Source organism: Rathayibacter sp. AY1D9, assembly GCF_002932395.1.
In the GTDB taxonomy this organism is placed as follows: domain Bacteria; phylum Actinomycetota; class Actinomycetes; order Actinomycetales; family Microbacteriaceae; genus Rathayibacter.
Genome location: NZ_PSVQ01000002.1, coordinates 57,587 through 82,588 on the forward strand (window position 1 = coordinate 57,587; position 25,002 = coordinate 82,588).

Genomic DNA, 25,002 nt, shown 5'->3' on the forward strand with positions numbered 1-25,002 from the left:
CCTCCGGGCCGTCGAGTGCTCGCGGGGATGATCGGTTTCGACATTGCCTGCGAAACTGCGAGAAGCGGGTCGAGGATCCAGGGTCATCTCGTCAACGATCCCTGGAAAACACAGGTGCCGAACAGAAGCGCACCGACTTCGCTCTCGCTGCCTAAGCCAGAGTAGATAGTCCGTCAGCCCGTGGGTGCGTCCTCGCCCCGGATCCTGGCGTCATCTAGAGGACTTGCTGCGTCGTTACGCCTGAGGGCGACGCGGGACTTGCACTCGGGCTGGGCCCGTCGACCGATGCGCCGATGGTAACGGTCGGGGCCGAGCAGAACGCTCTCATCGGCTACACCCGTAGAAGGCGCAGAATCACAGCGATGGACGGGGGTTCGATTCCCCCCATCTCCACCACCGGTCGTCGTCGCACACTGGGAGCTCCGCTCCGCCGGCCTCACGACGGTCGCACGTCGAGCTGTCTGATCCGCCCGTAGAGGGTGAGCATCGCCAGCCTGTCGTCGTCGTGCGCCGGGCCGGCGAGAGCCTGCGGCGGGGCCCAGCCCCGGTAGAGCACGCCCGGCGCCAGCACGGCGACGGCGGTGCCGGCCGGGTAGTGGGCGCTGCGGTCCACCGGCAGCTCGGCGAACGCGTCGGGCAGGAGCCGGTGCAGCACGTCCAGCAGGGGACGGAGCCGTGCTGCTCGCGCCTCGTGCACGGAGAGGGTCACGGCGTTCATCGCGGCGAGCGCGGCCACCAGGTGCTCGGCGGCGTCGTCGTCGTCGCACCGCTCGGTGACCAGCAGCGAGACCACACCGCGCGGCTTCAGCCAGCCGAGCGTGGCGGCCTCGTCGTCGCCGTCCACCGAGACGACGCGGTCGGAGGCGTGGGCGTAGTCGTGCAGGAGCCGCGACCAGACGTCGCCCGGGCCGGGCCCGTCGACCTGCGCGACCGCCTCCGCCGCGGCGAGCAGGGAGCTCTGCCGGTGGAGCCTCGGGAACAGGCTGTCCGCCGGTCCCCAGTGCTGCTCGGCCGTGCGCGAGCGCTCGGGGGGTTCCTGGTCGTGCCGGTCCTGCATGTCGACTCCTGAGCCGCCGGTCTCCGCGCCCCCTCGCGCCTGCCGTTCGTCCCTTCACCCTGCGCTCCGACGGAGCGCGTGTCAATGAGCCGAACGGGGGTCGATCGGAGCCGTGGTCAGCGAGCGGAGCCGAAGAGGCTGCCGGTGGTGGAGTCGTCGGCCGGATCGAGGACCGCGCAGACGATCGTGCGGTCCCCGTGGCGCCAGCCGACCTCGGAGGGGACGAGCGAGCGGTACTCGAGGGCGGAGTCGCCGTAGGCGATCCCCATCACGGCGCCGAACTCCGGCTCGCAGCCCGCCTCGGCCTGGGCGAGCAGCGTGTTGCGGCTGGAGTAGCGGTCTCCGGGCTGCGCGAACGTGTGGAAGACCTCCAGTGCGTGCTCCTCGGCGCACGGGACGACGTCCACGTCGGCGATGCGGTCGTCGCCCGGGTCGGCCAGGCAGTCGCCGCGCCGCAGCGAGAACACGTCGGTGACGCCGGCGGTCGCCACCGTGCCGCCCTCGTCACGCACGGCCTCCGGGCCGTCCGGCCCGACGACGGAGGAGCAGCCCGAGAGGAGCAGGAGGAGCGCCGCCGAGGCGAGCGCGGCCGTCCGGCTCCTCATCGCGGCGCCACGATCGCGAGCACCTCGTCGTGCAGCAGGCCGTTGGTGGCGACGGCGCTGCCGTGCCACGGCCCGTCCTCCCCGTCGGCGGAGGTGAAGCGGCCGCCCGCCTCCTGCACGATCGGCACCAGGGCCGCCAGGTCGTAGGGCTTCACGTCGAACTCGCCCGCACCGTCGAGGAGGCCCTCGGCGACGAGCATGTAGGGCCACGCGTCCCCGTACGCCCGGTCGCGCCAGACGGCGCCGGCGAGCTCGAGCAGCTGCGGGAGACGGCCCGCGCCCTTCCACTGCTGGATGCTGTTGTAGCTGAAGGTCGCCGAGGCGAGCGTGTCGATCCCCGAGACGCGCAGCGGTCGCGGCTCGGCCCCGGCCTCCAGCTCGACGGCCCAGGCGCCGGAGCCCTCAGCCGCCCACCAGCGCGTGCCGAGAGCGGGAGCGGAGACGACTCCGACGACGGGGACGCCGTCGACCGCGAGCGCGATCAGGGTCGCCCAGATCGGGACGCCGCGGAGGAAGTGGGCGGTGCCGTCGATCGGGTCGAGGATCCACTGCCGCGAGGCCTCGCCCGAGGTGCCGAACTCCTCGCCGAGGATCGCGTCGTCCGGACGCTCGGCGGCGAGCAGCGCGCGGATCGCCTCCTCGACGGCGCGGTCGGCGTCGGTGACCGGGGTGCGGTCGAGCTTCGTGTCCACGACGAGGTCGAGCGCGCCGAACCGCTCCCGCGAGATCGCATCGGCCGCGTCCGCCAGGCGGAGGGCGAGTCGGAGGTCGTCGTCGAAGCTCTGGTCACTGCTCTGCGGGGTCACGCGACCACGATACCGGTGGGTCCCGCGGAGCCTCCGATCGCTGCCGCGGGCGGTCCGTCGCACTCGATTTGACGAGACGGGGGGAGACGCTGGTAATGTGATCCCTCGGTTCGGCACGCACGATCAGCCGGCCGGAATGCACCTCTAGCTCAATCGGCAGAGCAACTGACTCTTAATCAGTGGGTTCTCGGTTCAAGTCCGAGGGGGTGCACCACCAGCCCCGCACCTCCTCGTGAGGTGCGGGGCTTCGTCGTTCCCGGTCCGTGTCCGTTCCCGACCTCCTCCGAGCGCCCGCAGGGGGAGCGCCGGCCCGTGCTCACTCGCTGGAGGGTGCGGCGGTCGACGGGTCGAAAGGCGGCAGGACTCCGCGGAAGCCGACGCTCGTGGAGCCGATCCCGATGTCGAGCGCGTCCGAGGCCCGGGCCTGATCGGCGGCGGCGGCGGTCAGGCTCAGGGTGATGCCCGTCCGCGTGAAGGCCCGGGCGACGGTGCTCCAGGCGAGGTCGACGTCTCCGTCCGCCGACGCTAACAGGCGCCTGAGCATCCGCACGGTGTCCGGCGCAGAATGCGGACCGACCCCCGTTCGCGTGGCAGGATCTCCGTTCGCTTCCGTTTCCCCTCCAGAAAGGACCGATGTGCCCGAAGACGTCCTCCCCGTGATCGGCTCGATCGCGCTCGCCGTGGTGATCGCGGTCGTGATCGCCGTGGTCGCGACCGCCGTCGTCGCCCTCGTGCTGCGCTCGGTCGGCAAGCGCAAGACCTGGGCGCGCCTGCTGATCCGGCGTCTGCGCATCCCGTTCCGCGTGCTGCTGATGACCATCGCGGTCTGGGCCGCGCTCGCCGCCACCGTGTCGGGCGACCCCTGGCCGGGTCTCGTGCAGCGGGTGTTCCAGATCGCCACGATCGGCGCGGCGGCGTGGGTGATCGGCTCCCTGTTCGTGTTCCTCGAGGACCTGGGCGCCGAGCGCTACCGGACCGACACGGCCGACAACCGCCGGGCACGCCGCCTCCGCACGCAGATGACGATCATCCGGAGGGTCGCCGTGGCGGCCGTCGTGGTCATCGCGATCGGCGCCTCGCTGCTGACCTTCCCCGAGGCCCGCACGGCCGGTGCGAGCCTCCTGGCCTCGGCCGGCGTGCTCTCGATCGTGGCGGGCCTGGCCGCGCAGTCGAGCCTCACGAACATCTTCGCCGGGATGCAGCTCGCCTTCAGCGACGCCATCCGCCTGGACGACGTGGTGATCGTCGAGACCGAGTGGGGGCGGATCGAGGAGATCACGCTGACCTACGTCGTCGTCCACCTCTGGGACGACCGCCGCCTGGTGCTGCCCACGAACTACTTCACGACCCAGCCGTTCCAGAACTGGACCCGCACCGGGTCCGAGCTGCTCGGCGCCGTCGAGCTCGACCTGGACTGGCGGGTCAGCCCCGAGCAGATGCGCGAGGAGCTGCACCGCATGCTCGAGGAGACCGACCTCTGGGACCGGCGCACCAGCGTGCTGCAGGTGACCGACGCGACGGGCGGCTTCGTCCGGATCCGGGTGCTCGTCACTGCGAAGGACGCGCCGACGCTCTTCGACCTGCGCTGCTACGTGCGCGAGCGGCTCGTCTCGTGGCTGCACGAGAACGACCCCGTCGCCCTGCCGCGTCAGCGCGTCGAGATGGAGCGGGAGCCCGCTCCCACCGCGACACCGCGCCGGCACGGGTCCTCCGCCCCGGACAACCTGTTCTCGGGCGACGAGCGCTCGAACGAGCGGGGGGCGATGTTCACGGGTCTCATCGACCTGCGGGACACCCCGAAGCGGGACACCCCGAAGCGGGACACCCCGAAGCGGGAGCTGCCGCCGAGGGACTGACTCCTGCGAGGACGCCGCTCCCACGGCCGCGCCCGGGGTGCGCGCGGCGAGCGGCGTCCCGCAGGGCGGTCAGCGGTTCACGGAGCTCATGTCGGCGTAGCGGTCGCCGACGGGGGCCTCGAGCGCGCCGAGGACGTCGAGCTGCTCCGCGGTCAGCACGAGGGCGTCCGCGGCCGCGTTCTCCTCGATGCGCGAGACGCGCTTGGTGCCCGGGATCGGAGCGATGTCCTCGCCCTGGGCGAGCAGCCAGGCGAGCGCCACCTGCGCGGCGGTCGCGTCCGCCTCTGCCGCCACACGGTCGACGGCCTCCACGATGCGGAGGTTCGCCTCCAGCGCTCCGTCGGCGAAGCGGGGGTTGTCGCGGCGGAAGTCGTCGCTGCCCAGCTCGGCGACCGAGCGGATGCTGCCCGTGAGGAAGCCGCGGCCCAGCGGCGAGTACGGGACGAAGCCGATGCCGAGCTCGCGGAGGACCGGCAGCACCTCCGCCTCGGGGTCGCGGGTCCAGAGCGAGTACTCGGACTGCACAGCGGTGACCGGGTGCACGGCGTGAGCGCGCCGGATCGTCGCGGGCGCCGCCTCCGAGAGGCCGTAGCCGCGGAGCTTGCCCTCCTGGATCAGCTCCGCGAAGGCCCCGGCGGTCTCCTCGACCGGGACGCCCGGGTCCATGCGGTGCTGGTAGTAGAGGTCGATGCGGTCGGTGCCGAGGCGCGCGAGCGAGCCCTCGACGGCGAGCCGCAGGTTCTCCGGGGAGCCGTCGAGTCCGCGGCCCCCGTCGCCGCGGTGGCGGATCATGCCGAACTTGCTCGCCAGCACCACCTCGTCGCGGCGGCCTGCCAGCGCGCGGCCGAGCAGCTCCTCGTTGGTGTACGGGCCGTAGATCTCGGCGGTGTCGAGGAACGTGACGCCGAGCTCGAGGGCGCGGTGCACGGTGCGGATCGACTCCGCGTCGTCGGTGCCGGCGCCAGTGTAGAACGCCGACATGCCCATCGCGCCGAGACCGAGGCGCGAGACCTCGAGAGCGGCGACGTCGGATCCGAGGGTGATCGTCTTCATCAGTGGGTGGTCCTCTCCTGGTACGCCGCGATCTTGATGTCGATCGCGGCGAGGCTGGCGTGTGTCCGGGCGAGCTGCGCCTCGACCTCCTCGCGGTGCGTCCGGAGCAGCGCGAGGCGCTCCGGCTCCGTGGCGGGCCCGATCCGGAGGAGCCGGGCGTACTCGCGGATCCTCGCGATCGGCATCCCGGTCGCGCGGAGCTTGGTGAGGAAGTCGACCCAGCCGACGTCGGCCGGCCGGTAGCGGCGGTGCTGCGACGAGGCGCGCTCGACCGGGTCGAGCATGAGCCCGGCGCGCTCGTAGTAGCGCAGGGTGTGCACGGTGAGACCGGTGACGGCGGCGACCTGCGAGATCGACAGCACCTCCGGCTCGGCCGGGGCGGCGGTGGCGGTGGACATGGCGTCAACCTACGACTTCGAGTGCGCTCGAGGTCAAGCGGGAGCGGGCGACTCAGCCGACCTCGCGGCTGAAGCCCAGGAGGGCCTCGGCGATGCGGGCGTCCGCCTCCTCGTGGCTGATAGTCGCCTCGCCGTCGCCCGCCTGCGGCCCGTACCAGCCGAAGTCGGCGTGGTTGGCGCCGTCGATCTCGACGAGGTCGGCGGAGGAGGGCAGCCGGACGCTCGCGTCGGCGACCTTCTCCGGCGTGCTGAGCCCGTCCTCCGATCCGCTGACGCTGAGGACGGGGAGCCCGGAGCCCGAGAGGTCGTTCGCGCAGTAGCTGCCGAGCAGCACCAGGCCCGCCACCGCCGGGTCCTCGGCCCACTGGCAGGCCTTCACGCCGCCGAGGGAGTGGCCGCCGACGAGCCAGCGGTCGACGCCCTCGGCCTGGCTGGTGAAGGTCTCGAGGGAGCGGAGGTCGAAGAAGGCCAGGTGCAGGATCGGCCGCGTGATCACGACGGTCGCCCCGGCGTCGACCAGCGGAGCCAGGGTCGCCTCGTAGGAGGAGGCGTCGACCTTCGCTCCGGGGATGAAGACCAGGCCCGTGCCGGCCAGCTCGCCGGTCGAGGTCGGCGTCATCACGAGCGCGTCGTCCGTGCGCTCGACCGCGATCGCCGGATCGGCGCGCACACGGGCGAGGGCGTCCTCGTCGGGGCCGCTGACGATCGAGCTCCAGGTGAGGAAGCCGAGGACCGCGACTCCGAGGACTCCGCCGATGCTCGCGAGAACGACGCGGCGGCGCCTCATCGGGCTGCCGCGATCGCGTCGGCCGCCTGCACCAGGGCGAGGTGGGAGAGGGCCTGGGGAGTGTTCCCCGCGTGCCGGCGGCCCTCGACGTCGTACTCCTCCGAGAGGAGGCCCACGTCGTTGCAGAGCCCGACGAGCCGGTCCATCAGGGTCCGCGCGTCGTCGATCCGGCCGGAGTCGGCGTACTGCCGGACGAGCCAGAAGGAGCAGGCGAGGAACGGGTGCTCGCCGCCGGCGAGGCCGTCGACCGAGGACTCGGTCCGGTAGCGGTGAAGCAGGCCGTCCTGCAGGAGCACGCGCTCCAGCTCGGCGACGGTGCCCAGCATCCGCGGGTCGTCGGCGGGGACGAACCCGACCATCGGCAGCACGAGGAGCGACGCGTCGACCTCGGGCGAGCCGTAGGACTGCACGAAGTGGCCGCGCTCGGCGTCGAAGCCCTGGGCCTCGATCTCGGCGCGCACCTCGTCGCGGAGGCGCTCCCAGGTCCCGACCGGACCGGGCAGGCCGTTCTCGCGCACGGCGCGGACGCCCCGATCGAGCGCGGCCCAGATCATGACCCGCGAGTGCGTGAAGTGCCGCGGCTCGCCCCGGATCTCCCAGATGCCGTTGTCCGGCCGCTGCCAGTTGGTCTCGACGAAGCCCAGGAGCGCGCGCTGGAGCGGCCAGGAGAACTCCGTCTCGTCCACTCCGGCCACGCGGGCCTCGTGCAGAGCGACCATCACCTCGCCGATCACGTCCGCCTGGTACTGGTCGACGGCGGCGTTCCCGATCCGCACGGGGGAGGCGCCGTCGTAGCCGGGCAGGCTCGGCATCTCCCGCTCGGGCAGGTCGCGCTCGCCGGCGAGGCCGTACATGATCTGCACGTCCTCCGGCGCGCCCGCGACCGCGCGGAGCAGCCAGGCCCGCCACTTCTGCGCCTCCTGCTCGAACCCGTGCGCGAGCAGGGCCTGCAGGGTGAGCGAGGCGTCGCGGAGCCAGACGTAGCGGTAGTCCCAGTTGCGGGCGCCGCCGAACTGCTCCGGGAGCGAGGTGGTCGCCGCCGCGACGATGCCGCCGGTCTCGTCGTCGGTCAGGGCGCGGAGGGTCAGCAGCGAGCGGACGACGGCGTCGCGGTGCGGCCCGTCGTAGTCGATCGCCGACGCCCACTCGGACCACCAGGAGAGCGTGCGCTCCAGCGCGCGGTCGACGTCGAGGCGCTTCGGCGCCCGCTGGTGCGAGGGGAACCACGCCATCGAGAGGTCGACGACCGCGTCCGCGTCGACGTCGAACTCCGCCGCGTGGGCGTGGTCGACGGCCTTCAGCCGCACTCCGCGCACCACGACCGCGTCGGGCCCGGCGACGGCGACGAGCAGCGGATCCTCGTCCGTCCCCTCCTGCCGCACCCACGGCATGGTGCGGGCGTAGTCGAAGCGGATGCGCAGCTCCTGCCGCATCCGGACGGTCCCCGACACTCCGCGCACCCGGCGCACCAGCTCGGCGCGCTCGTCGCGCAGCGGCATCACGTCGACCACCTCGACGACGCCGGTGGGAGTCGTCCACCGGGTGACCAGCGCGAGCGTGTCGCCGAGGTAGTGGCGCTCGCTCGTCGCCTCCCCGTCCACCGGCCGCAGCGACCAGCGCCCCTGGTCGTCGCCGCCGAGGAGGGCGCCGAAGACGGAGGCGGAGTCGAAGCGCGGCAGGCACAGCCAGTCGATCCCCCCGTCGCGGGAGACGAGAGCGGCCGTGCGGCAGTCGGAGAGGACGGCGTAGTCCTCGATCGGGGAGACCATGCGGCGATCCTCTCAGGTGCGGCTGTGGCCTCCCAGTCAAGGCGGAGCGGGGCTCTTCAGCGCCGCCGTAGGGTGAGCCGCATGGCACAGACCGTCTCGACCCTGCTCATCCTCGGAGCGACGGGGGACCTGTCCTCGCGGCTCCTCCTCCCCGCCGTCGGCCAGCTGCTGACCCGCGAGACCGACCGGCGGGTCCATCTCGTCGGCGCGGGACGCGAGGACTGGACCCAGGAGCACTGGCACGAGGTGCTGACCGCCTCCTTCGCCACCGTCGAGGCCCAGGGCGAGGGCGTGGACGCGCTCACCTCCGGCACGCGCTACCAGCAGATCGACGTCACCGATCCGGAGGCGCTCGCCGCACTGCTCGCGAGCTGCGCCGGTCCGGTGGCGGTCTACTTCGCCCTCCCGCCGGCGATCGCGGCGAAGGCCTGCGAGGCGCTCGCCGCCCACGACCTGCCGGAGGGCACCGTGCTGGCGCTGGAGAAGCCGTTCGGGACCGACGAGGCGAGCGCGCACGCCCTCAACCAGCGCCTCGCCGCGCTGGTCCCCGAGGACCGCATCCACCGCGTCGACCACTTCCTCGGCCGCGCGACCGTGATGAACGTGCTCGGCCTGCGCTTCGCGAACCGGATCCTCGAGCCGCTGTGGTCGGCCGAGCACATCGAGAGCGTCGAGATCGTCTACGACGAGCAGCTGGCCCTCGAGGGGCGGGCGAGCTACTACGACGGCGCGGGCGCACTGACCGACATGATCCAGAGCCACCTGCTGCAGGTCCTCGCGGTGATCGCGATGGAGCCGCCGTCCTCGCTCGACGCGGCCGACCTCCGGGACGCGAAGTCGATCGTCCTGCGCGCCACCCGCCTGCACGGCGACGACCCCGCCGCGAGCTCGCGCCGCGCCCGCTACACGGCGGGGACGATCGACGGACGCGAGCTGCCCGCCTACGCGGATGAGAAGGGCGTGGACGCCGCTCGCCGGACCGAGACGCTGGCCGAGCTGGTCGTCGAGATCGACACCTGGCGCTGGGCCGGCGTGCCGTTCACCCTCCGCTCCGGCAAGGCGCTCGGGGAGCGGCGGCGCGAAGTGGTCATCCGCTTCAAGCCGGTGCCGCACCTGCCCCGCGGCTTCGTGGGCACCGAGGCGCCGTCCGTGCTGCGGCTGTTCCTCGCGCCCGACCAGATGTCGCTCGAGCTGAACATCAACGGCCCCGGCGACCCGTACACGCTCGAGCGCGCCTCGCTGGAGGCGACCTTCGGCGCGGGCGAGCTGCTGGCGTACGGCGAGGTCATCTCGGGGATCCTCGACGACGACCCGTCGCTCTCAGTCCGCGGGGACGCCGCCGAGGAGTGCTGGCGCATCGTGCAGCCCGCGATCGACGCGTGGCACGCGGACCGGGTGCCGCTCGACGAGTACCCGGCGGGCAGCGAGGGACCCGGGAGCTGGCCGACGCTCTGACGGGCGGCAGAGGCAGGGGCGGCCGCGGGGGATCTCGAGACGGCGGCTGCGCCGCCTCCTCGATCAGCGGGAAGCGCGACGTCGCTCGTCGGGTCGGCCGGAGGGCGAGCCCGCCGGCCGACCGCTCGGGTCAGGAGCGGGTCGCGACGGGGGTGTCGACGGCGACGTCGGCGGGGGCCGGCTCCGCCCAGACGGCGATCGGCTTCGGCTCCCAGGTGAGGGCGGCCGGCTCCACCGGGGGAGTGGAGGCGCGCATCACGGGGATCGCCTCGGTGACCGGGGACGACGTCCGCTCGGCGCCGGCGCGGAGCTGCTCCTCCTGGATGGCGGCGGAGAGCTCGTGGGCGAGGGAGCGCGCGAGCATCCCGTGGAAGATCGGGTCGCGGTCGTCGTGGCTGCGGCGCGTGACGACCCAGGCGCCCTCGGATCCGACGAAGGCAGCGAGGCGCTCGTGGACGACGGCGAAGAGCTCGTCCTGCGTGAGGACGGGGGCCGACTCGACGACCTCGGGGGCCGCCTTGCGGCGCCTCAGACGAAACCTCATGACGAACCCCGTTTCCCGTGCCGGCAGCGACTGGGAACAGTGTCGCCGCCACCGGGTCGGGAGACCGGCTGACACGCCGCCCCGCGGGGAGGCGGCGCGTCAGGAGGGCCTAGCGGTCGCGCTTCCTGCCGCGCTCCTCCTTGACGATCTCCTTCGAGTCGTAGGACACGGAGCCCAGGGCGACGGTGACCGAGATGGCCCAGCTGACCCACTGGAGGGCCAGGCGCCAGTCGCGCGGGCCCTTGCGCGTGGTCTGCAGGATCGACCAGCCGCCGACGATCGCGCTGATGACGCTGGAGTTGAGGATGAACTTGCGCATGCGTGTGCCTCCCGTGTTCACCCCGACGCTAGCGGGTGCGAAAGCTCTCAGAGGAACGCTTGACAGCACCGAGGGGTTGTCCCGCTACGGTGGACCGCCGCCGGGACCCGAATCCTCGAGCCGGGGCACACCGAGGAGAACGGGAACGACATGCGCACGGCTGTGATCGGGGCGGTGCTGCTCGTCGTCGGGGCGGTGGCCGTCGTCACGGGGGTCCTCCCGATGGACGCGCTGGGCGAGCTGGTCGAGCGGACGGCGCCGATCCTCGGCTTCGTGGTCGCGGTGACCGTGGTCGCCGAGCTGGCCTCCGAGGCCGGCGTCTTCACCGTGGTCGCCGAGCGCTCCGCCGAGTGGGGCCGCGGGCGGACCGCGGTGCTCTGGCTGCTGGTGGTGGCGATGGCCGTCGTCAGCACGGTGTTCCTCTCGCTCGACACGACCGCCGTGCTCCTGACCCCGGTCGTGGTCCTGCTCGCGGCGCACGTGCGCGTCCCGCCCCTGCCGTTCGCGATGGCCACGGTCTGGCTGGCGAACTGCGCCTCCCTCCTCCTCCCCGTCTCGAACCTCACCAACCTGCTCGCACAGCGGCGCCTGGGGGTCGAGGGCCCCTTCGCCTTCGCCGCGCTGACCGCGGTGCCCGCGCTCGTCGCGGCCGTCGTGCCCGTGCTGATCCTCGCGATCCGGTACCGGCGCGAGCTGGCCGGGCGCTACACCCCGGGGGAGCGGACGCCGGTGGAGGACCGGGTGCTGCTGGTCGGCGCGGGGATCGTCGTAGCTCTGCTCCTGCCGGCGCTCGTCTCGGGCCTCGAGGTGTGGATCCCGGCGGCGGTCGCCGCGGTCGCGCTGATCGTCCTCTTCGCGGTGCGACGTCCCGCGGCGCTCACGCCCGCCCTCCTGCCGTGGCAGCTCGTCGTGTTCGCGTCGGGCCTCTTCGTGGCGATGGAGGCGGCGCACCAGCTCGGGCTGGGCGCGGCGCTCGCCGTGGTCGCGGGGGAGGGGAGCGGGACACTCGACCTGCTGCGCCTCGCCGGCTCCGGCGCGGTCGCCTCCAACCTGGTCGACAACCTGCCCGCCTACCTCGCCCTCGAGCCCGTCGCGGCGGATCCGCTCCGCCTGGTCGCCCTGCTGATCGGCGTGAACGCCGGACCGCTGATCACCCCGTGGGCCTCGCTCGCCACCCTGCTCTGGCACCAGAGGCTGACCGCGCTGGGCGTGCACGTCTCGTGGCGCCAGTACGCGCTCCTCGGACTCGTCGCGGTCGTCCCGACGGTGGGCGGAGCGACGCTCGCCCTCGCCCTCGTGCAGGGCTGATCCCCCGTCCCCCGAGCGGGGCCGGCTGATAGCCTCGACGGGCACGACGACGGCTCGACCGACGAAAAGGGACCACCATTCCTCCGCACTCCGCCTCCGCCTCCTCCGCCGCTGACAGGACCGACGCCGGGACCTCGGGAGGAACCGAGCGCAACGCGTTCGTGGTCGTCTCGAACCGCCTCCCCGTGGACCGCGTCGTGGCCGAGGACGGCACCGCCTCCTGGAAGACCTCGCCCGGCGGGCTGGTCACCGCGCTCGAGCCCGTGATGCGTGCGAACGAGGGCGCCTGGGTCGGCTGGCCCGGCGTGGCCGACGAGGAGGTCGCCCCGTTCGTCGACAACGGCGTGCAGATCGTCCCGGTCGCCCTCAGTGCGCAGGAGCTCGAGGACTACTACGAGGGCTTCTCGAACGACACGCTCTGGCCGCTGTACCACGACGTGATCGCGCCCCCGACCTACCACCGCGACTGGTGGGACGCCTACGTGCGGGTCAACCAGCGCTTCGCCGAGGCGGCCGCGGCCGTGACGGAGGAGGACGGCGTGGTCTGGGTGCAGGACTACCAGCTCCAGCTCGTGCCCAAGATGCTGCGGGAGCTCCGGCCCGACGTCACGATCGGCTTCTTCAACCACATCCCGTTCCCGCCCTACGGGATCTTCGCGCAGCTCCCGTGGCGCCGGCAGATCGTCGAGGGCCTGCTCGGCGCCGACGTGATCGGCTTCCAGCGCCAGGGAGACGCGGGCAGCTTCCTCCGCGCGGTCCGGCGCCTGCTCGGCTACGACACCCGCAGCACGGTCGTCGAGGTCCCGGTCGAGGAGGAGGCCGTCGGCGGCACCCGCCGCGTCAACCGCTCGCGGCGCGGGGCGAGCGTGCGCCCGGTCGTCGCCCGGCACTTCCCGATCTCGATCGACTCCGCGTCGTTCGAGGCGATGGCGCGCACCCCCGAGATCCAGGCCCGCGCCGCCGAGATCCGCGCCGAGCTGGGCAACCCCGCGACGATCATGCTCGGCGTCGACCGGCTCGACTACACCAAGGGGATCGGCCACCGCCTGAAGGCCTTCGGCGAGCTCCTGGCGGACGGCCGCCTCACCTCCGAGGACGCGGTGCTGGTGCAGGTCGCGAGCCCGAGCCGCGAGCGCGTGGACACCTACCGGCAGCTGCGCGACGACATCGAGCTGCAGGTCGGCCGGATCAACGGCGACTACAGCACGCTCGGGCACCCGGCGATCAGCTACCTCCATCACGGCTACCCGCGCGAGGAGATGGTGGCGCTCTACCTCGCCGCCGACGTCATGCTCGTGACGGCGCTGCGCGACGGGATGAACCTCGTCGCGAAGGAGTACGTCGCGTCCCGCTTCGACAACGACGGCGTGCTCGTGCTGAGCGAGTTCGCCGGAGCGGCCGACGAGCTCAAGCAGGCCGTGCAGGTGAACCCGCACGACATCTCGGGGCTGAAGGACGCGATGGAGGCCTCGGTGCGGATGCCGCGCGTCGAGCGCACCCGGCGCATGCGCGCGCTCCGTCGCCGCGTGCTCGAGAACGACGTGGCGCGCTGGTCCGAGTCGTTCCTCTCCGCTCTCGCGGAGCACGCGGCCGGCCAGCAGCTCGACGTGCGGCCCGCCGCCCGCGGGCAGGAGGCGCCGCACGGCCAGGAGGCCGAGCACCGCGACGACGCGGCCCACGGACAGGCGGCCGAGCTCGAGCGGGAGGCCGCCGACGACCGCGAGCTCGACGGCGGCGCGCGATGAGCGAAGGAGTGCCCGAGCGGCTCGCGGCGGCGCTGCGGGAGCTCGCCGCGACCGAACGGCTCCTGGTGGCCCTCGACTTCGACGGCACCCTCGCGCCCGAGGTCGACGACCCCGCCCGCGCGCGGGCGCTCCCCGAGGCGCGCGAGGCCGTGCTGCGGCTCCTCGCCCTCCCCGGCACCCGGGTCGCGCTGGTCTCCGGCCGGGCGCTCGGGAGCCTGGAGGAGGTCTCGCAGCTGCCGGACGAGGCGCTGCTGGTCGGCTCCCACGGCATCGAGATCCGCCTCGACCCCGAGGAGGACGCGGTCCGGCTCGACGACGACGAGCTCGAGAAGGTGGGAGTGCTCGAGGACGTCCTGAAGGGCATCGCCCGCGGGATCGACAACGTCTGGATCGAGGACAAGCCGGCCGGCTTCGCCCTGCACACCCGCCTCGCGACCGAGCGCCACAGCCGCGTCGCCCACGTCGTCGCCCTCTCCGAGGCGCGCGCAGAGGTGCAGGGGGTCACCGTCCGCGAGGGGAAGAACGTCCTGGAGTTCTCGGTCCGCTCGACCACCAAGGGCGAGGCCGTGCAGCACCTCCGCCGCTACACCGGCGCGACCGCCGTCCTCTACGCGGGCGACGACGTGACGGACGAGGACGCCTTCGCGGTCCTCGGCTCCGGCGACGTCGGCATCAAGAGCGGCGAGGGCACCACCGCGGCCTCCTACCGGGTCCGCGGTCCCGAGCAGGTCGCGCAGGCACTCCGGCTGCTGGCCGACCTGCGCGCGGAGTAGCAGCCCCCTTCCGGCGGTCAGCGTCGGCGGGTCCCGGATCGCCGACTCGCCGAGGACGGCCGTCCGCCGACGCGGGGAGCGGCCGTTCGCGACGAGTCGGAGATCCGCGGGGACGTCCGCATCCGGTGCCGCTGCCGGAGGCCGGGGCCGGGACGGGTGCGCGGGCCGGTCCGGGTCCGCCCGGCGAGCAGGGGCACCGCGCGCGAGGCGGTAGCCTCATCGCATGCCGGAAATCGATTGGAAGCCCCGCTCGCGCACCGTCACGGACGGCATCGAGGCCACGACGTCGCGCGGGATGCTGCGGGCGGTCGGGATGGGCGATGACGACTGGGAGAAGCCCCAGATCGGCATCGCGTCCTCGTGGAACGAGATCACCCCCTGCAACCTCTCGCTCGAGCGCCTCGCGCGCTCCGCGAAGGAGGGCGTGCACTCCGGCGGCGGCTACCCGCTCCAGTTCGGCACCATCTCCGTCTCGGACGGCATCTCGATGGGGCACGAGGGCATGCACTTCTCGCTCGTCTCCCGCGAGGTCATCGCCGACTCCGTCGAGACCGTGATGATGGCCGAGCGTCTGGACGGCACCGTCATGCTGGCCGGCTGCGACAAGTCGCTGCCCGGCATGCTGATGGCCGCGGCCCGCCTCGACCTCGCCGCCGTGTTCGTCTACGCCGGCTCGATCGCCCCGGGCTGGGTCAAGCTCTCGGACGGCACCGAGAAGGACATCACGATCATCGACTCCTTCGAGGCCGTCGGCGGCGTCAAGGCCGGGATCATGTCCGAGGAGGACGCCAAGCGCATCGAGTGCGCCTTCGCCCCGGGCGAGGGCTCCTGCGGCGGCATGTACACCGCCAACACCATGGCCAGCGTCGCCGAGGCGCTCGGCATGAGCCTGCCCGGCTCCGCCTCGCCCGCCGCCGCCGACCGCCGCCGCGACTACTTCGCCCGCAAGTCCGGCGAGGCCGTCGTCGAGCTGCTGCGCAACGGCACCACGGCCCGCGACATCCTCACCAAGGAGGCGTTCGAGAACGCGATCGCGGTGGCGATGGCCTTCGGCGGGTCGACCAACGTCATCCTGCACCTGCTCGCGATCGCCAACGAGGCCGAGGTCGACCTCACGATCGACGACTTCAACCGCATCGGCGACACGATCCCGCACATCGGCGACCTCAAGCCCTTCGGCAAGTACGTCATGAACGACGTCGACCGCCACGGCGGCGTCCCGGCCGTGATGAAGGCGCTCCTGGACGCCGGGCTGCTCCACGGCGACTGCCTGACGGTCACCGGGAGGACGGTCGCCGAGAACCTCGCCGCGATGGACATCGCGCCGCTGGACGGCGAGGTCATCCGCACCCTCGACAACCCGATCCACGCGACCGGCGGGCTCACCATCCTCAAGGGCTCGCTCGCCCCCGAGGGCGCGGTCGTCAAGACCGCCGGCTTCGACGCCTCCGTCTTCGAGGGTCCGGCCCGCGTGTTCGAGCGCGAGCGCGCCGCGATGGACGCTCTGACCGAGGGCCGGATCGAGAAGGGCGACGTGGTGGTCATCCGCTACGAGGGCCCCAAGGGCGGCCCCGGCATGCGCGAGATGCTCGCCATCACCGCCGCCATCAAGGGGGCCGGGCTCGGAAAAGATGTACTACTGTTGACGGACGGACGATTCTCAGGCGGCACAACCGGCCTGTGCATCGGCCACATAGCTCCCGAATCGGTGGACGCAGGTCCCATCGCATTCGTTCGCGACGGAGACCCGATTCGGGTCGACATCGCCGCTCGCTCGATCGACCTACTCGTCGACGAGTCCGAGCTCGCCGCCCGCCGAGAAGGCTGGGCCCCTCTCCCTCCGCGCTACACCCGCGGTGTCCTCGCCAAGTACGCCAAGCTCGTCCGCTCGGCAGCCGAGGGCGCCGTCACCGGGTGACCCGGCCCGCTCCGGCCGGCCGCGCACTCGCGTTCCCGGGCACTCGCCTCCGGCTCTGCCCGCCGCCGCACCACCTCCTGAAGGAATCGACACCCGCATGACTCCGGATCCGTCCGCCGTGCAGCCCGCACCGACGCCCCAGCCACCCCGACCCGCCCACGCTCCCGGGGCCGCCCCCGCGGCCGAGGTCCTCACCGGAGCGCAGGCGGTCGTCCGCTCGCTCGAGATGCTCGGGATCGAGGACGTCTTCGGCCTGCCCGGCGGCGCGATCCTCCCGGTCTACGACCCGCTGATGGACTCCTCGAAGATCCGGCACATCCTGGTCCGCCACGAGCAGGGCGCCGGCCACGCCGCCGAGGGCTACGCCTCGGCGACCGGCAAGCTCGGCGTCTGCATCGCGACCTCGGGCCCCGGAGCGACCAACCTGGTCACCGCGATCGCGGACGCCTACATGGACTCGGTTCCGATGCTCGCGATCACCGGCCAGGTGTTCTCGACGCTCATGGGGACCGACGCGTTCCAGGAGGCGGACATCGTCGGCATCACGATGCCGATCACGAAGCACTCCATCCTCGTGACGCGTCCCGAGGAAATCCCCTCGGCCCTCGCCTCCGCCGCGCTGATCGCCACCACCGGCCGCCCCGGCCCCGTGCTGGTCGACATCACGAAGGACGCGCAGCAGGACCAGGCGCCGTTCCTCTGGCCGCCGAAGATCGACCTGCCCGGCTACCGTCCGGTCACGAAGGCCCACGGCAAGCAGATCCAGGCCGCGGCCCAGCTGCTGGTCGAGTCGCGGAAGCCGGTGCTCTACGTGGGCGGCGGCATCATCCGCGCCCGCGCGGCCGCCGAGCTGAAGGCGTTCGCCGAGGCCTGCGGCGCCCCCGTGGTGACCACGCTGATGGCGCGCGGAGCGTTCCCGGACTCGCACGAGCAGCACCTGGGCATGCCCGGCATGCACGGCACCGTCCCCGCGGTGCTCGCGCTGCAGGAGGCGGACCTGATCCTCGCGCTGGGCTCGCGCTTCGACGACCGCGTGACCGGCAAGGCGGCGCTCTTCGCGCCCCACGCCAAGGTCGTGCACGTCGACATCGACCCGGCCGAGATCTCCAAGATCCGCACCGCCGACGTGCCGATCGTGGGCGACCTCAAGGACGTCCTCCCGGACCTCACCGACGCGTTCGCCAAGGCCTCCGCCGACGGCCGCGCCGACACCTCCGAGTGGTGGAGCTACCTCAAGGGCCTGCAGACGGAGTTCCCGCTCGGCTACACCGAGCCGAACGACGGCCTGCTCTCGCCGCAGTACGTCATCAAGCGCATCGGCGAGATCACCGGCCCCGAGGGCGTCTTCGCCTCCGGCGTCGGCCAGCACCAGATGTGGGCGGCGCAGTTCATCAAGTACGAGCGCCCCAACTCGTGGCTGAACTCCGGCGGCGCCGGCACCATGGGCTACTCCGTGCCCGCGGCGATGGGCGCCAAGGTCGGCGAGCCCGAGCGCACCGTGTGGGCGATCGACGGCGACGGCTGCTTCCAGATGACCAATCAGGAGCTCGCCACCTGCACGATCAACGACATCCCGATCAAGGTCGCGGTGATCAACAACTCCTCGCTCGGCATGGTGCGCCAGTGGCAGACCTTGTTCTACGAGGGCCGCTACTCCAACACCGACCTCAACACGGGTCACGACACCGTCCGGGTGCCCGACTTCGTGAAGCTCGCCGACGCCTACGGCGCGCTCGGCATCCGCGTCACGAAGCCGGAGGAGATCGACGACGCCATCCGTCTCGCCATCGCCACCAACGACCGGCCCGTGGTCATCGACTTCGTCGTCAGCCGCGACTCCATGGTCTGGCCGATGGTCCCGCAGGGCGTGTCCAACAGCTACGTCCAGTACGCCCGAGACCACAGCCCGACCTGGGACGACGAGGAGTAGACCCGCATGACGCACCACGTTCTCTCCCTGCTCGTCGAGGACAAGCCGGGACTGCTCACCCGTGTCGCCGGGCTGTTCGCCCGCCGCGGCTTCAACATCGAGTCGCTGGCGGTCGGTCCGACCGAGCTGGCCGGGCTCTCGCGCATCACGGTCGCCGTGGACGTCGAGGACCTGCCGCTCGAGCAGGTCACGAAGCAGCTCAACAAGCTCGTCAACGTGATCAAGATCGTCGAGCTCGACACCGACCAGTCGGTCCAGCGCGAGCACCTGCTCGTCAAGGTCCGCGTCGACAACGTCACGCGCTCGCAGGTGCTCGAGGCCGTCACGCTCTTCCGCGCCCGCGTGGTCGACGTCGCGACGGACGCCCTGGTGATCGAGGTCACCGGCGACACCGGCAAGACCAACGCGTTCCTGCGGGTGATCGAGCCCTACGGCATCAAGGAGATCGCGCAGTCGGGCCTGCTCGCCATCGGGCGCGGCTCCAAGTCGATCACCGAGCGCGTCTTCAAGAACTGACCGCGAACTCTCCACTACAGAAAAGGACTCACCACGTGACCGAGCTCATCTACGACGCCGACGCCGACCTCTCCATCATCCAGTCCAAGAAGGTCGCGATCGTCGGCTACGGCTCGCAGGGCCACGCGCACGCGCAGAACCTCCGCGACTCCGGCGTCCAGGTCGTCATCGCGCTGAAGGAGGGGTCGAAGTCGACCGCCAAGGCCGAGGACGACGGCTTCGAGGTCAAGAGCGTCGCCGACGCCGCGGCCTGGGCCGACCTGATCATGATCCTCGCGCCGGACCAGCACCAGCGCGCGATCTACAGCGAGCAGATCGCGTCCGCGCTGACCGAGGGCAAGACCCTCGCCTTCGCGCACGGCTTCAACATCCGCTTCGGCTACATCGAGGCGCCCGCGGGCGTCGACGTCATCCTCATCGCGCCGAAGGCCCCCGGCCACACCGTGCGCCGCGAGTTCGTCGCCGGCCGCGGCATCCCGGACATCATCGCCGTCGAGAACGACGCGACCGGTACCGCCTGGGAGACCGCGAAGTCCTACGCGAAGGCCATCGGCGGCACCCGCGCCGGCGTCATCAAGACCACCTTCACCGAGGAGACCGAGACCGACCTGTTCGGCGAGCAGGCCGTGCTCTGCGGCGGCACCTCGCAGCTCGTCCAGTACGGCTTCGAGACGCTCGTCGAGGCCGGCTACCAGCCCGAGATCGCCTACTTCGAGGTGCTGCACGAGCTCAAGCTCATCGTCGACCTCATGTGGGAGGGCGGCATCGCCAAGCAGCGCTGGAGCGTCTCCGACACCGCCGAGTACGGCGACTACGTCTCCGGCCCGCGCGTCATCGACCCGCGCGTGAAGGAGAACATGAAGGCCGTCCTCGGCGACATCCAGAGCGGCGCCTTCGCGAAGCGCTTCATCGGCGACCAGGACGCGGGCGGACCCGAGTTCCAGGAGCTGCGCGCCAAGGGCGAGAAGCACCCGATCGAGGAGACCGGCCGCGAGCTGCGCAAGCTCTTCGCCTGGAAGCAGACCGACGAGGACTACACCGACGGCAGCGTCGCGCGCTAGTCGCACCGCGTCGACCGGGGGAGCCCCGGCCCGACGAGGGACCCGTCCACCGGGATCCCCTCGCCGGGCCGGGGCTCCTCCGCGTCCGGGGCGCGACTACCGCTCGAGCTCGCGGACGAGACGGCGGAGACCGCCCTTCGGCGGGACGAGGACGGGGTCCGGCCACCGGGGCGAGAGGTGGTCGCCGAGCGTGACCCGGCGCAGCTTGCGGCCGACGAGGGGGAGGACCCAGTCGGCGGCCCAGCGGCGCTGCTCGCGCAGCCGCGCGCGGAGGCGGAGCGGCTCGGGGGCGTCCCAGGGCCCGGTCGAGATCGTGTGCGGCACGCCGAGCGTGTCGAGCACTCGGCCGGCCAGGACGCGGTGCCCGCGCTTGGAGAGGTGCATCCGGTCGGGCGACCAGAGCACGGGGGAGTGGAACTCCCGCATCGCCCAGTAGTCGACGAGGATCGCGCCCCGCTCGCGGGCGATCCGGCGGACGGCGCTGTTGTAGAGGTGGTTGCGGCGCAGGAACATCCGCGGGGCGGGCAGTCCCGGGATGTCGACGCCGGTGAAGAGCACGAGGGAGGCGCCGGTGGTCGCGAGCGCGTCGACGAGCGCCTCGTAGCGGGTGATCAGATCGACGGTGTCGGTGCCGAGGTCGAGGATGTCGTTGCCGCCGGCGTACAGCGTGATCAGGGTGGGGCGGAGCGCGAGGGCGGGCGCGAGCTGGTCCTCGGTGATCTGGGCGAGGCGCTTCGAGCGGACGGCGAGGTTCGCGTACTCCCAGCCCGGCTCGGCCTTCGCCAGGCGCTCGGCGACGCGGTCGGCCCAGCCGCGCACTCCGTTCGGCAGGCGCGGGTGCGGGTCGCCGACCCCCTCCGTGAAGGAGTCGCCGAGGGCGACGAAGCGGCGGCGGCGGTCGTCCATCCGCTCAGCCTCGCCCCCGGGGGAGGACGCGGGGTGTCCGCCGGGTGTCGGGGAGGCGGCGGCGGGCTCCGAGCCTCCTGCGAGGTGCGCGCGGCTAGGGTGTTGCGGTGATCGATGGTGGACCGGGCCGCTCCCCGGAGGACGACGACGCGGCGACCCCGCCGGTGGACCGCGGGCCGGACGCCGGCCCGGAGGACGACGCCGACGACGAGGCCCTGGAGTGGGCGGGCGAGGGCGCGGACCCGACGCTCGCCGCGGGGACGGCGCGCGTGCGCCGGACGCCCCGCGCGGTCGCGGGGGCGGGCCCGGCGGACGACGGCTCGGACGACGACGACCCCGAGGTCGAGGACCCCGCCGACGAGGCCGCGTCCTCGTCCGCTCTGCTGATCGCCGCGGGCATCGCGGCCGGCCTCTACCTCCTGTACGCCATCGCCTGGGCGATCACGGCGACGCGGCAGTCGCCGGTCGCCACGGCCGGCTTCGCGGGCGATGCGCTCGGCGGCGCCCTCTACTCGCTCGGGCTCTGGCTGGCGGTCCTGGCGCCGCCGGTGTGGTTCGCCGTGGCGCTCCTCGCCACCCGCGACGCCCGGGTGCGCATCCGCGTGCTCTGGCTGGTCGCCGGACTCGTCCTCCTCGCTCCGCTGCCGTTCCTGAAGGGGGCCTGATGACCGACTCGACCCGGGCCACCCTCGGCGGGACCGGCCGGCGCGACCGGCCCGGCCGGCGCCTGGCCGCCTCCGTCCTCGCCGCCGTGGTGTTCGCGCTCTTCTTCGCCTGGGACGTCTGGGAGGCGGTCGGCAACCTGATCGGCCTGCGCAGCTACGCGGCCTCCCTCGGCACCGATCTGAATCCGACGGGCTGGGCGGTGCTCCTGCTCGGCCTGGTGCTGCCGGTCGCCTGCTTCGTCGCCGCCGTCCTGCTCGGGCGCCGCCGGGGGCTCCCGGCGCGCGTCGGACTGCTCGCGGCGGCCCTCTGCCTCTCGGCGGCGCTCTCGCTCGACGTGCAGCTCGTCCTCGGCGTCGAGAGCCTGGTCTCGCTGAGCTGACCGGCGGCGTCACACGGCGCGGGGCGCGCCCACCCCTCCGCTACAGTGTCGGGGGGCTGCCGACGCCCCCGCCTCGGTGCCCGCTCCGTCCCCTCTCCGAAGGAAGCGCCTCTCGTGACAAAGCCGGTCGTCCTGATCGCCGAAGAACTCTCGCCCGCCACCGTGGACGCGCTCGGTCCCGACTTCGAGATCCGCTCCGTGGACGGCACCGACCGCCCGGCGCTGCTCGAGGCCCTCGCCACGGCGCACGCGATCCTCGTGCGCTCCGCGACGCAGGTCGACGCGGAGGCGATCGCCGCGGCCCCCTCGCTCCAGGTGATCGCCCGCGCCGGTGTGGGTCTGGACAACGTCGACATCACCGCCGCGACCGCTGCGGGCGTCATGGTCGTGAACGCGCCGACCTCGAACATCATCTCGGCCGCCGAGCTCACCGTCGGCCACATCCTGAGCCTCGCCCGCCACATCCCCGCCGCGCACAGCGCGCTCGCGCAGGGCCTCTGGAAGCGCTCGAAGTACACGGGCGTCGAGCTCTACGAGAAGACCGTCGGCATCATCGGCCTCGGCCGCATCGGCGCGCTGATCACCGCGCGCCTGCAGGCCTTCGGCGTGAACGTCGTCGCCTACGACCCCTACGTGACCAGCGCCCGCGCGCAGCAGCTCGGCGTCACGCTCCTCTCCCTGGAGGAGCTGCTGGCCGAGAGCGACTTCATCACGATCCACATGCCGAGGACCCCCGAGACGACGGGCATGATCTCGGACGATCAGCTGGCGCTGATGAAGCCGTCGGCGTTCATCGTGAACGTGGCCCGCGGCGGCCTCATCGACGAGGACGCGCTGCACCGCGCGCTCGTCGCGAAGACCATCGCCGGCGCCGGACTCGACGTGTTCGTCAAGGAGCCGCCGACCGGATCGCCGCTGCTCGCCCTCGAGAACGTGGTCGTCACTCCGCACCTCGGGGCCTCGACCGACGAGGCGCAGGAGAAGGCCGGCGTCTCGGTCGCCCGCTCGGTGCGCCTGGCGCTCTCGGGCGAGCTCGTGCCGGACGCCGTGAACGTCGCCGGCGGCGTGATCGACGAGTACGTGCGCCCCGGCATCCCGCTGGTCGAGAAGCTCGGCCAGGTCTTCTCGGGCCTCGCGGACTCGCCGGTCACCTCCATCGACGTCGAGGTGCGCGGCGAGCTGGCCGGCTACGACGTGAAGGTCCTCAAGCTGGCGGCTCTCAAGGGCGTGTTCACCAACGTGGTCTCGGAGACGGTGTCCTACGTCAACGCGCCGGTGCTCGCGGAGCAGCGCGGCATCGAGGTGCGCCTGATCACGGAGCCGGTCTCGGACGAGTACCGCAACGTGATCACGCTGCGCGGCGCGCTCTCGGACGGCTCGCAGATCTCGGTCTCGGGCACGCTGACCGGCACCAAGCAGGTCGAGAAGATCGTGGCGATCAACGGCTACGACGTCGAGGTCCCCCTCGCGAAGCACCTCGTCGTCATGAGCTACGTCGACCGCCCCGGGATCGTCGCGGTCTACGGCCGCGAGTTCGGCGACGCCGCGGTCAACATCGCGGGCATGCAGATCGCGCGCACCGAGGCGGGCGGCAAGGCGCTCTCGGTGATCACCATCGACTCCCCCGCCCCGGACGGCCTGCTCGAGAAGGTCCGCGTCGCGATCGACGCCGACCTCATGCAGGAGATCGACATCACCGAGCAGTGAGCACCCGGCGGTTCGCTCAGGTCGACGTCTTCGGCGCCGCGCCGTTCCGGGGCAACCCGGTGGCGGTCGTCGTCGACGGCGACGGCGTGGGCGACGCCGCGATGGCGGAGTTCGCGCGCTGGACGAACCTCTCCGAGACGACCTTCCTCCTCCGCCCGAGCGACCCCGCGGCCGACTACCGGCTGCGGATCTTCACGCCGGGCGGGGAGCTGCCCTTCGCCGGGCACCCGACCCTCGGGAGCGCGCACGCCTGGCTCGCGGCCGGAGGGACGGCCCGCGCGGCGGGGGAGCTCGTGCAGGAGTGCGCCGCGGGTCTCGTCCGACTGCGGGTGACGGAGGAGGGCATCGCCTTCGCCGCCCCGCCCCGCCGGCGGACCGGACCGGTCGACGAGGCGACGCTCGAGCGGGTGGCTGCGGCTCTGCGGATCCCGCGCGCGGAGATCCTCGACCACGCGTGGGTCGACAACGGTCCCGGCTGGCTGGCCGTGCGGCTCGCGTCGGCGGAGCAGGTCCTCGCGCTGCGGCCGGACCAGGCTCTCCTCGCCGGGCTCCCCGTCGGCGTCGTGGGCGAGCATCCGGCGGGAGGCGAGTGCGCGGTCGAGGTGCGGGCGTTCATCCCCGACGCCGGTGTGTCCGAGGACCCGGTGACGGGGAGCCTCAATGCGGGGATCGCCCAGTGGCTGATCGGCAGCGGCGTGCTGCCCGAGCGCTACACGGCCGCTCAGGGGGCGGCGTTGGGCCGAGCCGGGCGCGTGCGCGTCGAGAGCACGGACGGCGCGATCTGGATCGGCGGCGCGACGGTGACCCTGATCGACGGGGTCGTCGAGCTGTAGCGGGTCCGCCGGGCGGCGCGGCTCAGCTCCCGAGGAGGCGCTGGACGACCGCGAGGACGTCCTCGGCCTCGCCGCGCGACTGCGAGCCCGTGGGGAGCAGGGCGGAGTTGTAGTAGAGCCCGTCGCTCATCAGGACGATCGCCCGGGCGACGAGCGGGTCGCCCACGGCGTCGGCGACCACCTCGTTCCAGCTGTCGTGGATCCGCGCGAGGCCGCCGCTGGCGCGCTCGTCGTGCCCCTGCGCGATGCGCGACACGGCGAGGATCGTGCGGTCGAAGGCCGAGTCGGCGGCGAAGGAGGTGCGCAGCAGGTAGGCGACCACGCCCTCGGGAGCGGCGAGGCTCTGCGCGACGTCCGCCTCCCGCCGCGCGTCGAGGCGCTGCAGGAGCCCGTCGACGAGGGCGTCCTTCGAGGGGAAGTGGTAGAGCAGCCCGCCCTTGGAGACTCCGGCCTCGCGGGCGACGGCGTCGAGGGTCGCGGCGCGCTCGCCCTGCTCGATGAGGAGCTGCTCGAACGCGTCGAGGACGCGGTCGCGGGCGGGGGCAGGAGGCACGGCGACCATCCTACGGCGGATCAGTGGCGACTGTACCGGCTGGACGGTATACTCTCTC

25 protein-coding genes, 1 tRNA gene and 1 other RNA gene are annotated in these 25,002 nt (G+C 72.7%); 15 read left to right on the forward strand and 12 right to left on the reverse strand.

The window, feature by feature from the left end; genetic code table 11:
• Positions 1–23 precede the first annotated feature (23 nt).
• Positions 24–396: a transfer-messenger RNA gene (ssrA, locus tag C5C50_RS01855) on the forward strand.
• 40 nt (positions 397–436) lie between these two features.
• Here ssrA and C5C50_RS01860 read toward each other — a convergent pair.
• The 3 genes from C5C50_RS01860 to C5C50_RS01870 form a co-directional block, all read right to left on the reverse strand.
• Entirely contained in the window at positions 437–1,057 is a 621-nt protein-coding gene (locus C5C50_RS01860) for a hypothetical protein (RefSeq protein ID WP_104272724.1), read from the reverse strand.
• A 116-nt stretch (positions 1,058–1,173) separates the two neighbouring features.
• Positions 1,174–1,662, reverse strand: a complete 489-nt coding sequence (locus tag C5C50_RS01865; RefSeq protein WP_104223555.1) for a septum formation family protein — start codon at positions 1,660–1,662, stop codon at positions 1,174–1,176.
• Positions 1,659–2,468: an inositol monophosphatase family protein gene (locus C5C50_RS01870; RefSeq protein ID WP_104233205.1), complete on the reverse strand. Its 810-nt coding sequence runs from the start codon at positions 2,466–2,468 to the stop codon at positions 1,659–1,661. Before C5C50_RS01870 ends, C5C50_RS01865 begins: the two co-directional genes overlap by 4 nt.
• A 138-nt stretch (positions 2,469–2,606) precedes the next feature.
• On the opposite strand from C5C50_RS01870, the gene C5C50_RS01875 reads away from it, so the two are divergent.
• Positions 2,607–2,682, forward strand: a tRNA-Lys gene (locus tag C5C50_RS01875).
• A 102-nt stretch (positions 2,683–2,784) separates the two neighbouring features.
• Here the strand turns inward: C5C50_RS01875 and C5C50_RS16805 are convergent.
• Positions 2,785–3,012: a hypothetical protein gene (locus C5C50_RS16805; RefSeq protein ID WP_181133877.1), complete on the reverse strand. Its 228-nt coding sequence runs from the start codon at positions 3,010–3,012 to the stop codon at positions 2,785–2,787.
• 91 nt (positions 3,013–3,103) lie between these two features.
• Here C5C50_RS16805 and C5C50_RS01880 point away from each other — a divergent pair, with 91 nt between their 5' ends.
• Entirely contained in the window at positions 3,104–4,324 is a 1,221-nt protein-coding gene (locus C5C50_RS01880; protein WP_258067605.1) for a mechanosensitive ion channel family protein, read from the forward strand.
• Between the two features lie 69 nt (positions 4,325–4,393).
• Here C5C50_RS01880 and C5C50_RS01885 read toward each other — a convergent pair whose 3' ends face one another.
• From C5C50_RS01885 to C5C50_RS01900, 4 genes are read right to left on the reverse strand one after another with little or no spacing between them, the layout of a single operon-like run.
• A complete protein-coding gene (locus tag C5C50_RS01885) occupies positions 4,394–5,377 on the reverse strand; it encodes an aldo/keto reductase (protein WP_104226238.1) in 984 nt (327 codons plus the stop codon).
• Positions 5,377–5,775 (reverse strand): MerR family transcriptional regulator, encoded by a 399-nt coding sequence (locus C5C50_RS01890; RefSeq protein ID WP_104223551.1) that lies wholly within the window; start codon positions 5,773–5,775, stop codon positions 5,377–5,379. Before C5C50_RS01890 ends, C5C50_RS01885 begins: the two co-directional genes overlap by 1 nt.
• 52 nt (positions 5,776–5,827) lie before the next feature.
• On the reverse strand, positions 5,828–6,562 hold the full coding sequence (locus C5C50_RS01895) for an alpha/beta hydrolase (RefSeq protein WP_104233210.1): 735 nt from the start codon (positions 6,560–6,562) through the stop codon (positions 5,828–5,830).
• Positions 6,559–8,331, reverse strand: a complete 1,773-nt coding sequence (locus C5C50_RS01900) for a glycoside hydrolase family 15 protein (RefSeq protein ID WP_104272726.1) — start codon at positions 8,329–8,331, stop codon at positions 6,559–6,561. Before C5C50_RS01900 ends, C5C50_RS01895 begins: the two co-directional genes overlap by 4 nt.
• Before the next feature lie 81 nt (positions 8,332–8,412).
• Between C5C50_RS01900 and C5C50_RS01905 the strand changes: the two genes are divergently transcribed.
• Positions 8,413–9,786, forward strand: coding sequence for a glucose-6-phosphate dehydrogenase (locus C5C50_RS01905; protein ID WP_181133872.1), 1,374 nt, complete (start codon positions 8,413–8,415; stop codon positions 9,784–9,786).
• 130 nt (positions 9,787–9,916) lie between these two features.
• Here the strand turns inward: C5C50_RS01905 and C5C50_RS01910 are convergent, their stop codons facing one another.
• Both C5C50_RS01910 and C5C50_RS01915 read right to left on the reverse strand, forming a co-directional pair.
• Positions 9,917–10,330 carry a hypothetical protein gene (locus tag C5C50_RS01910; protein ID WP_104272728.1) on the reverse strand — a complete coding sequence of 138 codons (414 nt, stop codon included), beginning with the start codon at positions 10,328–10,330 and terminating at the stop codon, positions 9,917–9,919.
• A gap of 109 nt (positions 10,331–10,439) precedes the next feature.
• Positions 10,440–10,649, reverse strand: a complete 210-nt coding sequence (locus C5C50_RS01915; protein WP_104226242.1) for a hypothetical protein — start codon at positions 10,647–10,649, stop codon at positions 10,440–10,442.
• Between the two features lie 150 nt (positions 10,650–10,799).
• Here C5C50_RS01915 and C5C50_RS01920 point away from each other — a divergent pair, with 150 nt between their 5' ends.
• The 7 genes from C5C50_RS01920 (at position 10,800) to ilvC (ending at position 19,900) form a co-directional block, all read left to right on the forward strand.
• Complete coding sequence (locus C5C50_RS01920) at positions 10,800–11,957, forward strand: SLC13 family permease (RefSeq protein WP_104272729.1); 1,158 nt, start codon at positions 10,800–10,802, stop codon at positions 11,955–11,957.
• 161 nt (positions 11,958–12,118) lie between these two features.
• A complete protein-coding gene (locus C5C50_RS01925; RefSeq protein ID WP_104272730.1) occupies positions 12,119–13,702 on the forward strand; it encodes a trehalose-6-phosphate synthase in 1,584 nt (527 codons plus the stop codon).
• The gene (gene otsB / locus C5C50_RS01930) at positions 13,699–14,475 is read left to right on the forward strand and encodes a trehalose-phosphatase (protein WP_104272731.1); all 777 of its coding nucleotides are present in this window, start codon (positions 13,699–13,701) and stop codon (positions 14,473–14,475) included. Before C5C50_RS01925 ends, otsB begins: the two co-directional genes overlap by 4 nt.
• A gap of 223 nt (positions 14,476–14,698) precedes the next feature.
• Positions 14,699–16,393 (forward strand): dihydroxy-acid dehydratase, encoded by a 1,695-nt coding sequence (gene ilvD / locus C5C50_RS01935; protein ID WP_104233215.1) that lies wholly within the window; start codon positions 14,699–14,701, stop codon positions 16,391–16,393.
• A 97-nt stretch (positions 16,394–16,490) separates the two neighbouring features.
• On the forward strand, positions 16,491–18,323 hold the full coding sequence (locus tag C5C50_RS01940) for an acetolactate synthase large subunit (RefSeq protein WP_104272732.1): 1,833 nt from the start codon (positions 16,491–16,493) through the stop codon (positions 18,321–18,323).
• A 6-nt stretch (positions 18,324–18,329) separates the two neighbouring features.
• A complete protein-coding gene (gene ilvN / locus C5C50_RS01945) occupies positions 18,330–18,839 on the forward strand; it encodes an acetolactate synthase small subunit (RefSeq protein ID WP_104223540.1) in 510 nt (169 codons plus the stop codon).
• 35 nt (positions 18,840–18,874) lie between these two features.
• Positions 18,875–19,900 (forward strand): ketol-acid reductoisomerase, encoded by a 1,026-nt coding sequence (ilvC, locus tag C5C50_RS01950; protein WP_104223539.1) that lies wholly within the window; start codon positions 18,875–18,877, stop codon positions 19,898–19,900.
• 96 nt (positions 19,901–19,996) lie between these two features.
• On the opposite strand, the gene C5C50_RS01955 is transcribed toward ilvC, so the two are convergent.
• Complete coding sequence (locus tag C5C50_RS01955; protein ID WP_104223538.1) at positions 19,997–20,806, reverse strand: SGNH/GDSL hydrolase family protein; 810 nt, start codon at positions 20,804–20,806, stop codon at positions 19,997–19,999.
• Between the two features lie 107 nt (positions 20,807–20,913).
• Here C5C50_RS01955 and C5C50_RS01960 point away from each other — a divergent pair, with 107 nt between their 5' ends.
• From C5C50_RS01960 to C5C50_RS01975, 4 genes are all read left to right on the forward strand, one after another.
• A complete protein-coding gene (locus tag C5C50_RS01960; protein WP_104272733.1) occupies positions 20,914–21,471 on the forward strand; it encodes a hypothetical protein in 558 nt (185 codons plus the stop codon).
• Positions 21,471–21,851 carry a hypothetical protein gene (locus C5C50_RS01965; protein WP_104272734.1) on the forward strand — a complete coding sequence of 127 codons (381 nt, stop codon included), beginning with the start codon at positions 21,471–21,473 and terminating at the stop codon, positions 21,849–21,851. Before C5C50_RS01960 ends, C5C50_RS01965 begins: the two co-directional genes overlap by 1 nt.
• Positions 21,852–21,965: 114 nt before the next feature.
• Complete coding sequence (serA, locus tag C5C50_RS01970; protein ID WP_104223535.1) at positions 21,966–23,558, forward strand: phosphoglycerate dehydrogenase; 1,593 nt, start codon at positions 21,966–21,968, stop codon at positions 23,556–23,558.
• A complete protein-coding gene (locus C5C50_RS01975) occupies positions 23,555–24,391 on the forward strand; it encodes a PhzF family phenazine biosynthesis protein (RefSeq protein WP_104267060.1) in 837 nt (278 codons plus the stop codon). Before serA ends, C5C50_RS01975 begins: the two co-directional genes overlap by 4 nt.
• A 22-nt stretch (positions 24,392–24,413) precedes the next feature.
• Here the strand turns inward: C5C50_RS01975 and C5C50_RS01980 are convergent, their stop codons facing one another.
• Complete coding sequence (locus tag C5C50_RS01980; RefSeq protein ID WP_208543367.1) at positions 24,414–24,953, reverse strand: TetR/AcrR family transcriptional regulator; 540 nt, start codon at positions 24,951–24,953, stop codon at positions 24,414–24,416.
• Positions 24,954–25,002 lie beyond the last annotated feature (49 nt).

What these genes read in the sequence shown, in the direction of transcription:
- C5C50_RS01910 (WP_104272728.1), bottom strand. Translation starts at nt 10,330, where the DNA reads ATGAGGTTTCGTCTGAGGCGCCGCAAGGCGGCCCCCGAGGTCGTCGAG.
- ilvD (WP_104233215.1), top strand. Translation starts at nt 14,699, where the DNA reads ATGCCGGAAATCGATTGGAAGCCCCGCTCGCGCACCGTCACGGACGGC.
- C5C50_RS01900 (WP_104272726.1), bottom strand. Translation starts at nt 8,331, where the DNA reads ATGGTCTCCCCGATCGAGGACTACGCCGTCCTCTCCGACTGCCGCACG.
- C5C50_RS01890 (WP_104223551.1), bottom strand. Translation starts at nt 5,775, where the DNA reads ATGTCCACCGCCACCGCCGCCCCGGCCGAGCCGGAGGTGCTGTCGATC.
- C5C50_RS01940 (WP_104272732.1), top strand. Translation starts at nt 16,491, where the DNA reads ATGACTCCGGATCCGTCCGCCGTGCAGCCCGCACCGACGCCCCAGCCA.
- C5C50_RS01865 (WP_104223555.1), bottom strand. Translation starts at nt 1,662, where the DNA reads ATGAGGAGCCGGACGGCCGCGCTCGCCTCGGCGGCGCTCCTCCTGCTC.
- C5C50_RS01980 (WP_208543367.1), bottom strand. Translation starts at nt 24,953, where the DNA reads ATGGTCGCCGTGCCTCCTGCCCCCGCCCGCGACCGCGTCCTCGACGCG.
- C5C50_RS01920 (WP_104272729.1), top strand. Translation starts at nt 10,800, where the DNA reads ATGCGCACGGCTGTGATCGGGGCGGTGCTGCTCGTCGTCGGGGCGGTG.
- C5C50_RS01895 (WP_104233210.1), bottom strand. Translation starts at nt 6,562, where the DNA reads ATGAGGCGCCGCCGCGTCGTTCTCGCGAGCATCGGCGGAGTCCTCGGA.
- C5C50_RS01955 (WP_104223538.1), bottom strand. Translation starts at nt 20,806, where the DNA reads ATGGACGACCGCCGCCGCCGCTTCGTCGCCCTCGGCGACTCCTTCACG.
- otsB (WP_104272731.1), top strand. Translation starts at nt 13,699, where the DNA reads ATGAGCGAAGGAGTGCCCGAGCGGCTCGCGGCGGCGCTGCGGGAGCTC.
- C5C50_RS01860 (WP_104272724.1), bottom strand. Translation starts at nt 1,057, where the DNA reads ATGCAGGACCGGCACGACCAGGAACCCCCCGAGCGCTCGCGCACGGCC.
- C5C50_RS01885 (WP_104226238.1), bottom strand. Translation starts at nt 5,377, where the DNA reads ATGAAGACGATCACCCTCGGATCCGACGTCGCCGCTCTCGAGGTCTCG.
- C5C50_RS01965 (WP_104272734.1), top strand. Translation starts at nt 21,471, where the DNA reads ATGACCGACTCGACCCGGGCCACCCTCGGCGGGACCGGCCGGCGCGAC.
- C5C50_RS16805 (WP_181133877.1), bottom strand. Translation starts at nt 3,012, where the DNA reads ATGCTCAGGCGCCTGTTAGCGTCGGCGGACGGAGACGTCGACCTCGCC.
- C5C50_RS01915 (WP_104226242.1), bottom strand. Translation starts at nt 10,649, where the DNA reads ATGCGCAAGTTCATCCTCAACTCCAGCGTCATCAGCGCGATCGTCGGC.
- ilvN (WP_104223540.1), top strand. Translation starts at nt 18,330, where the DNA reads ATGACGCACCACGTTCTCTCCCTGCTCGTCGAGGACAAGCCGGGACTG.
- C5C50_RS01905 (WP_181133872.1), top strand. Translation starts at nt 8,413, where the DNA reads ATGGCACAGACCGTCTCGACCCTGCTCATCCTCGGAGCGACGGGGGAC.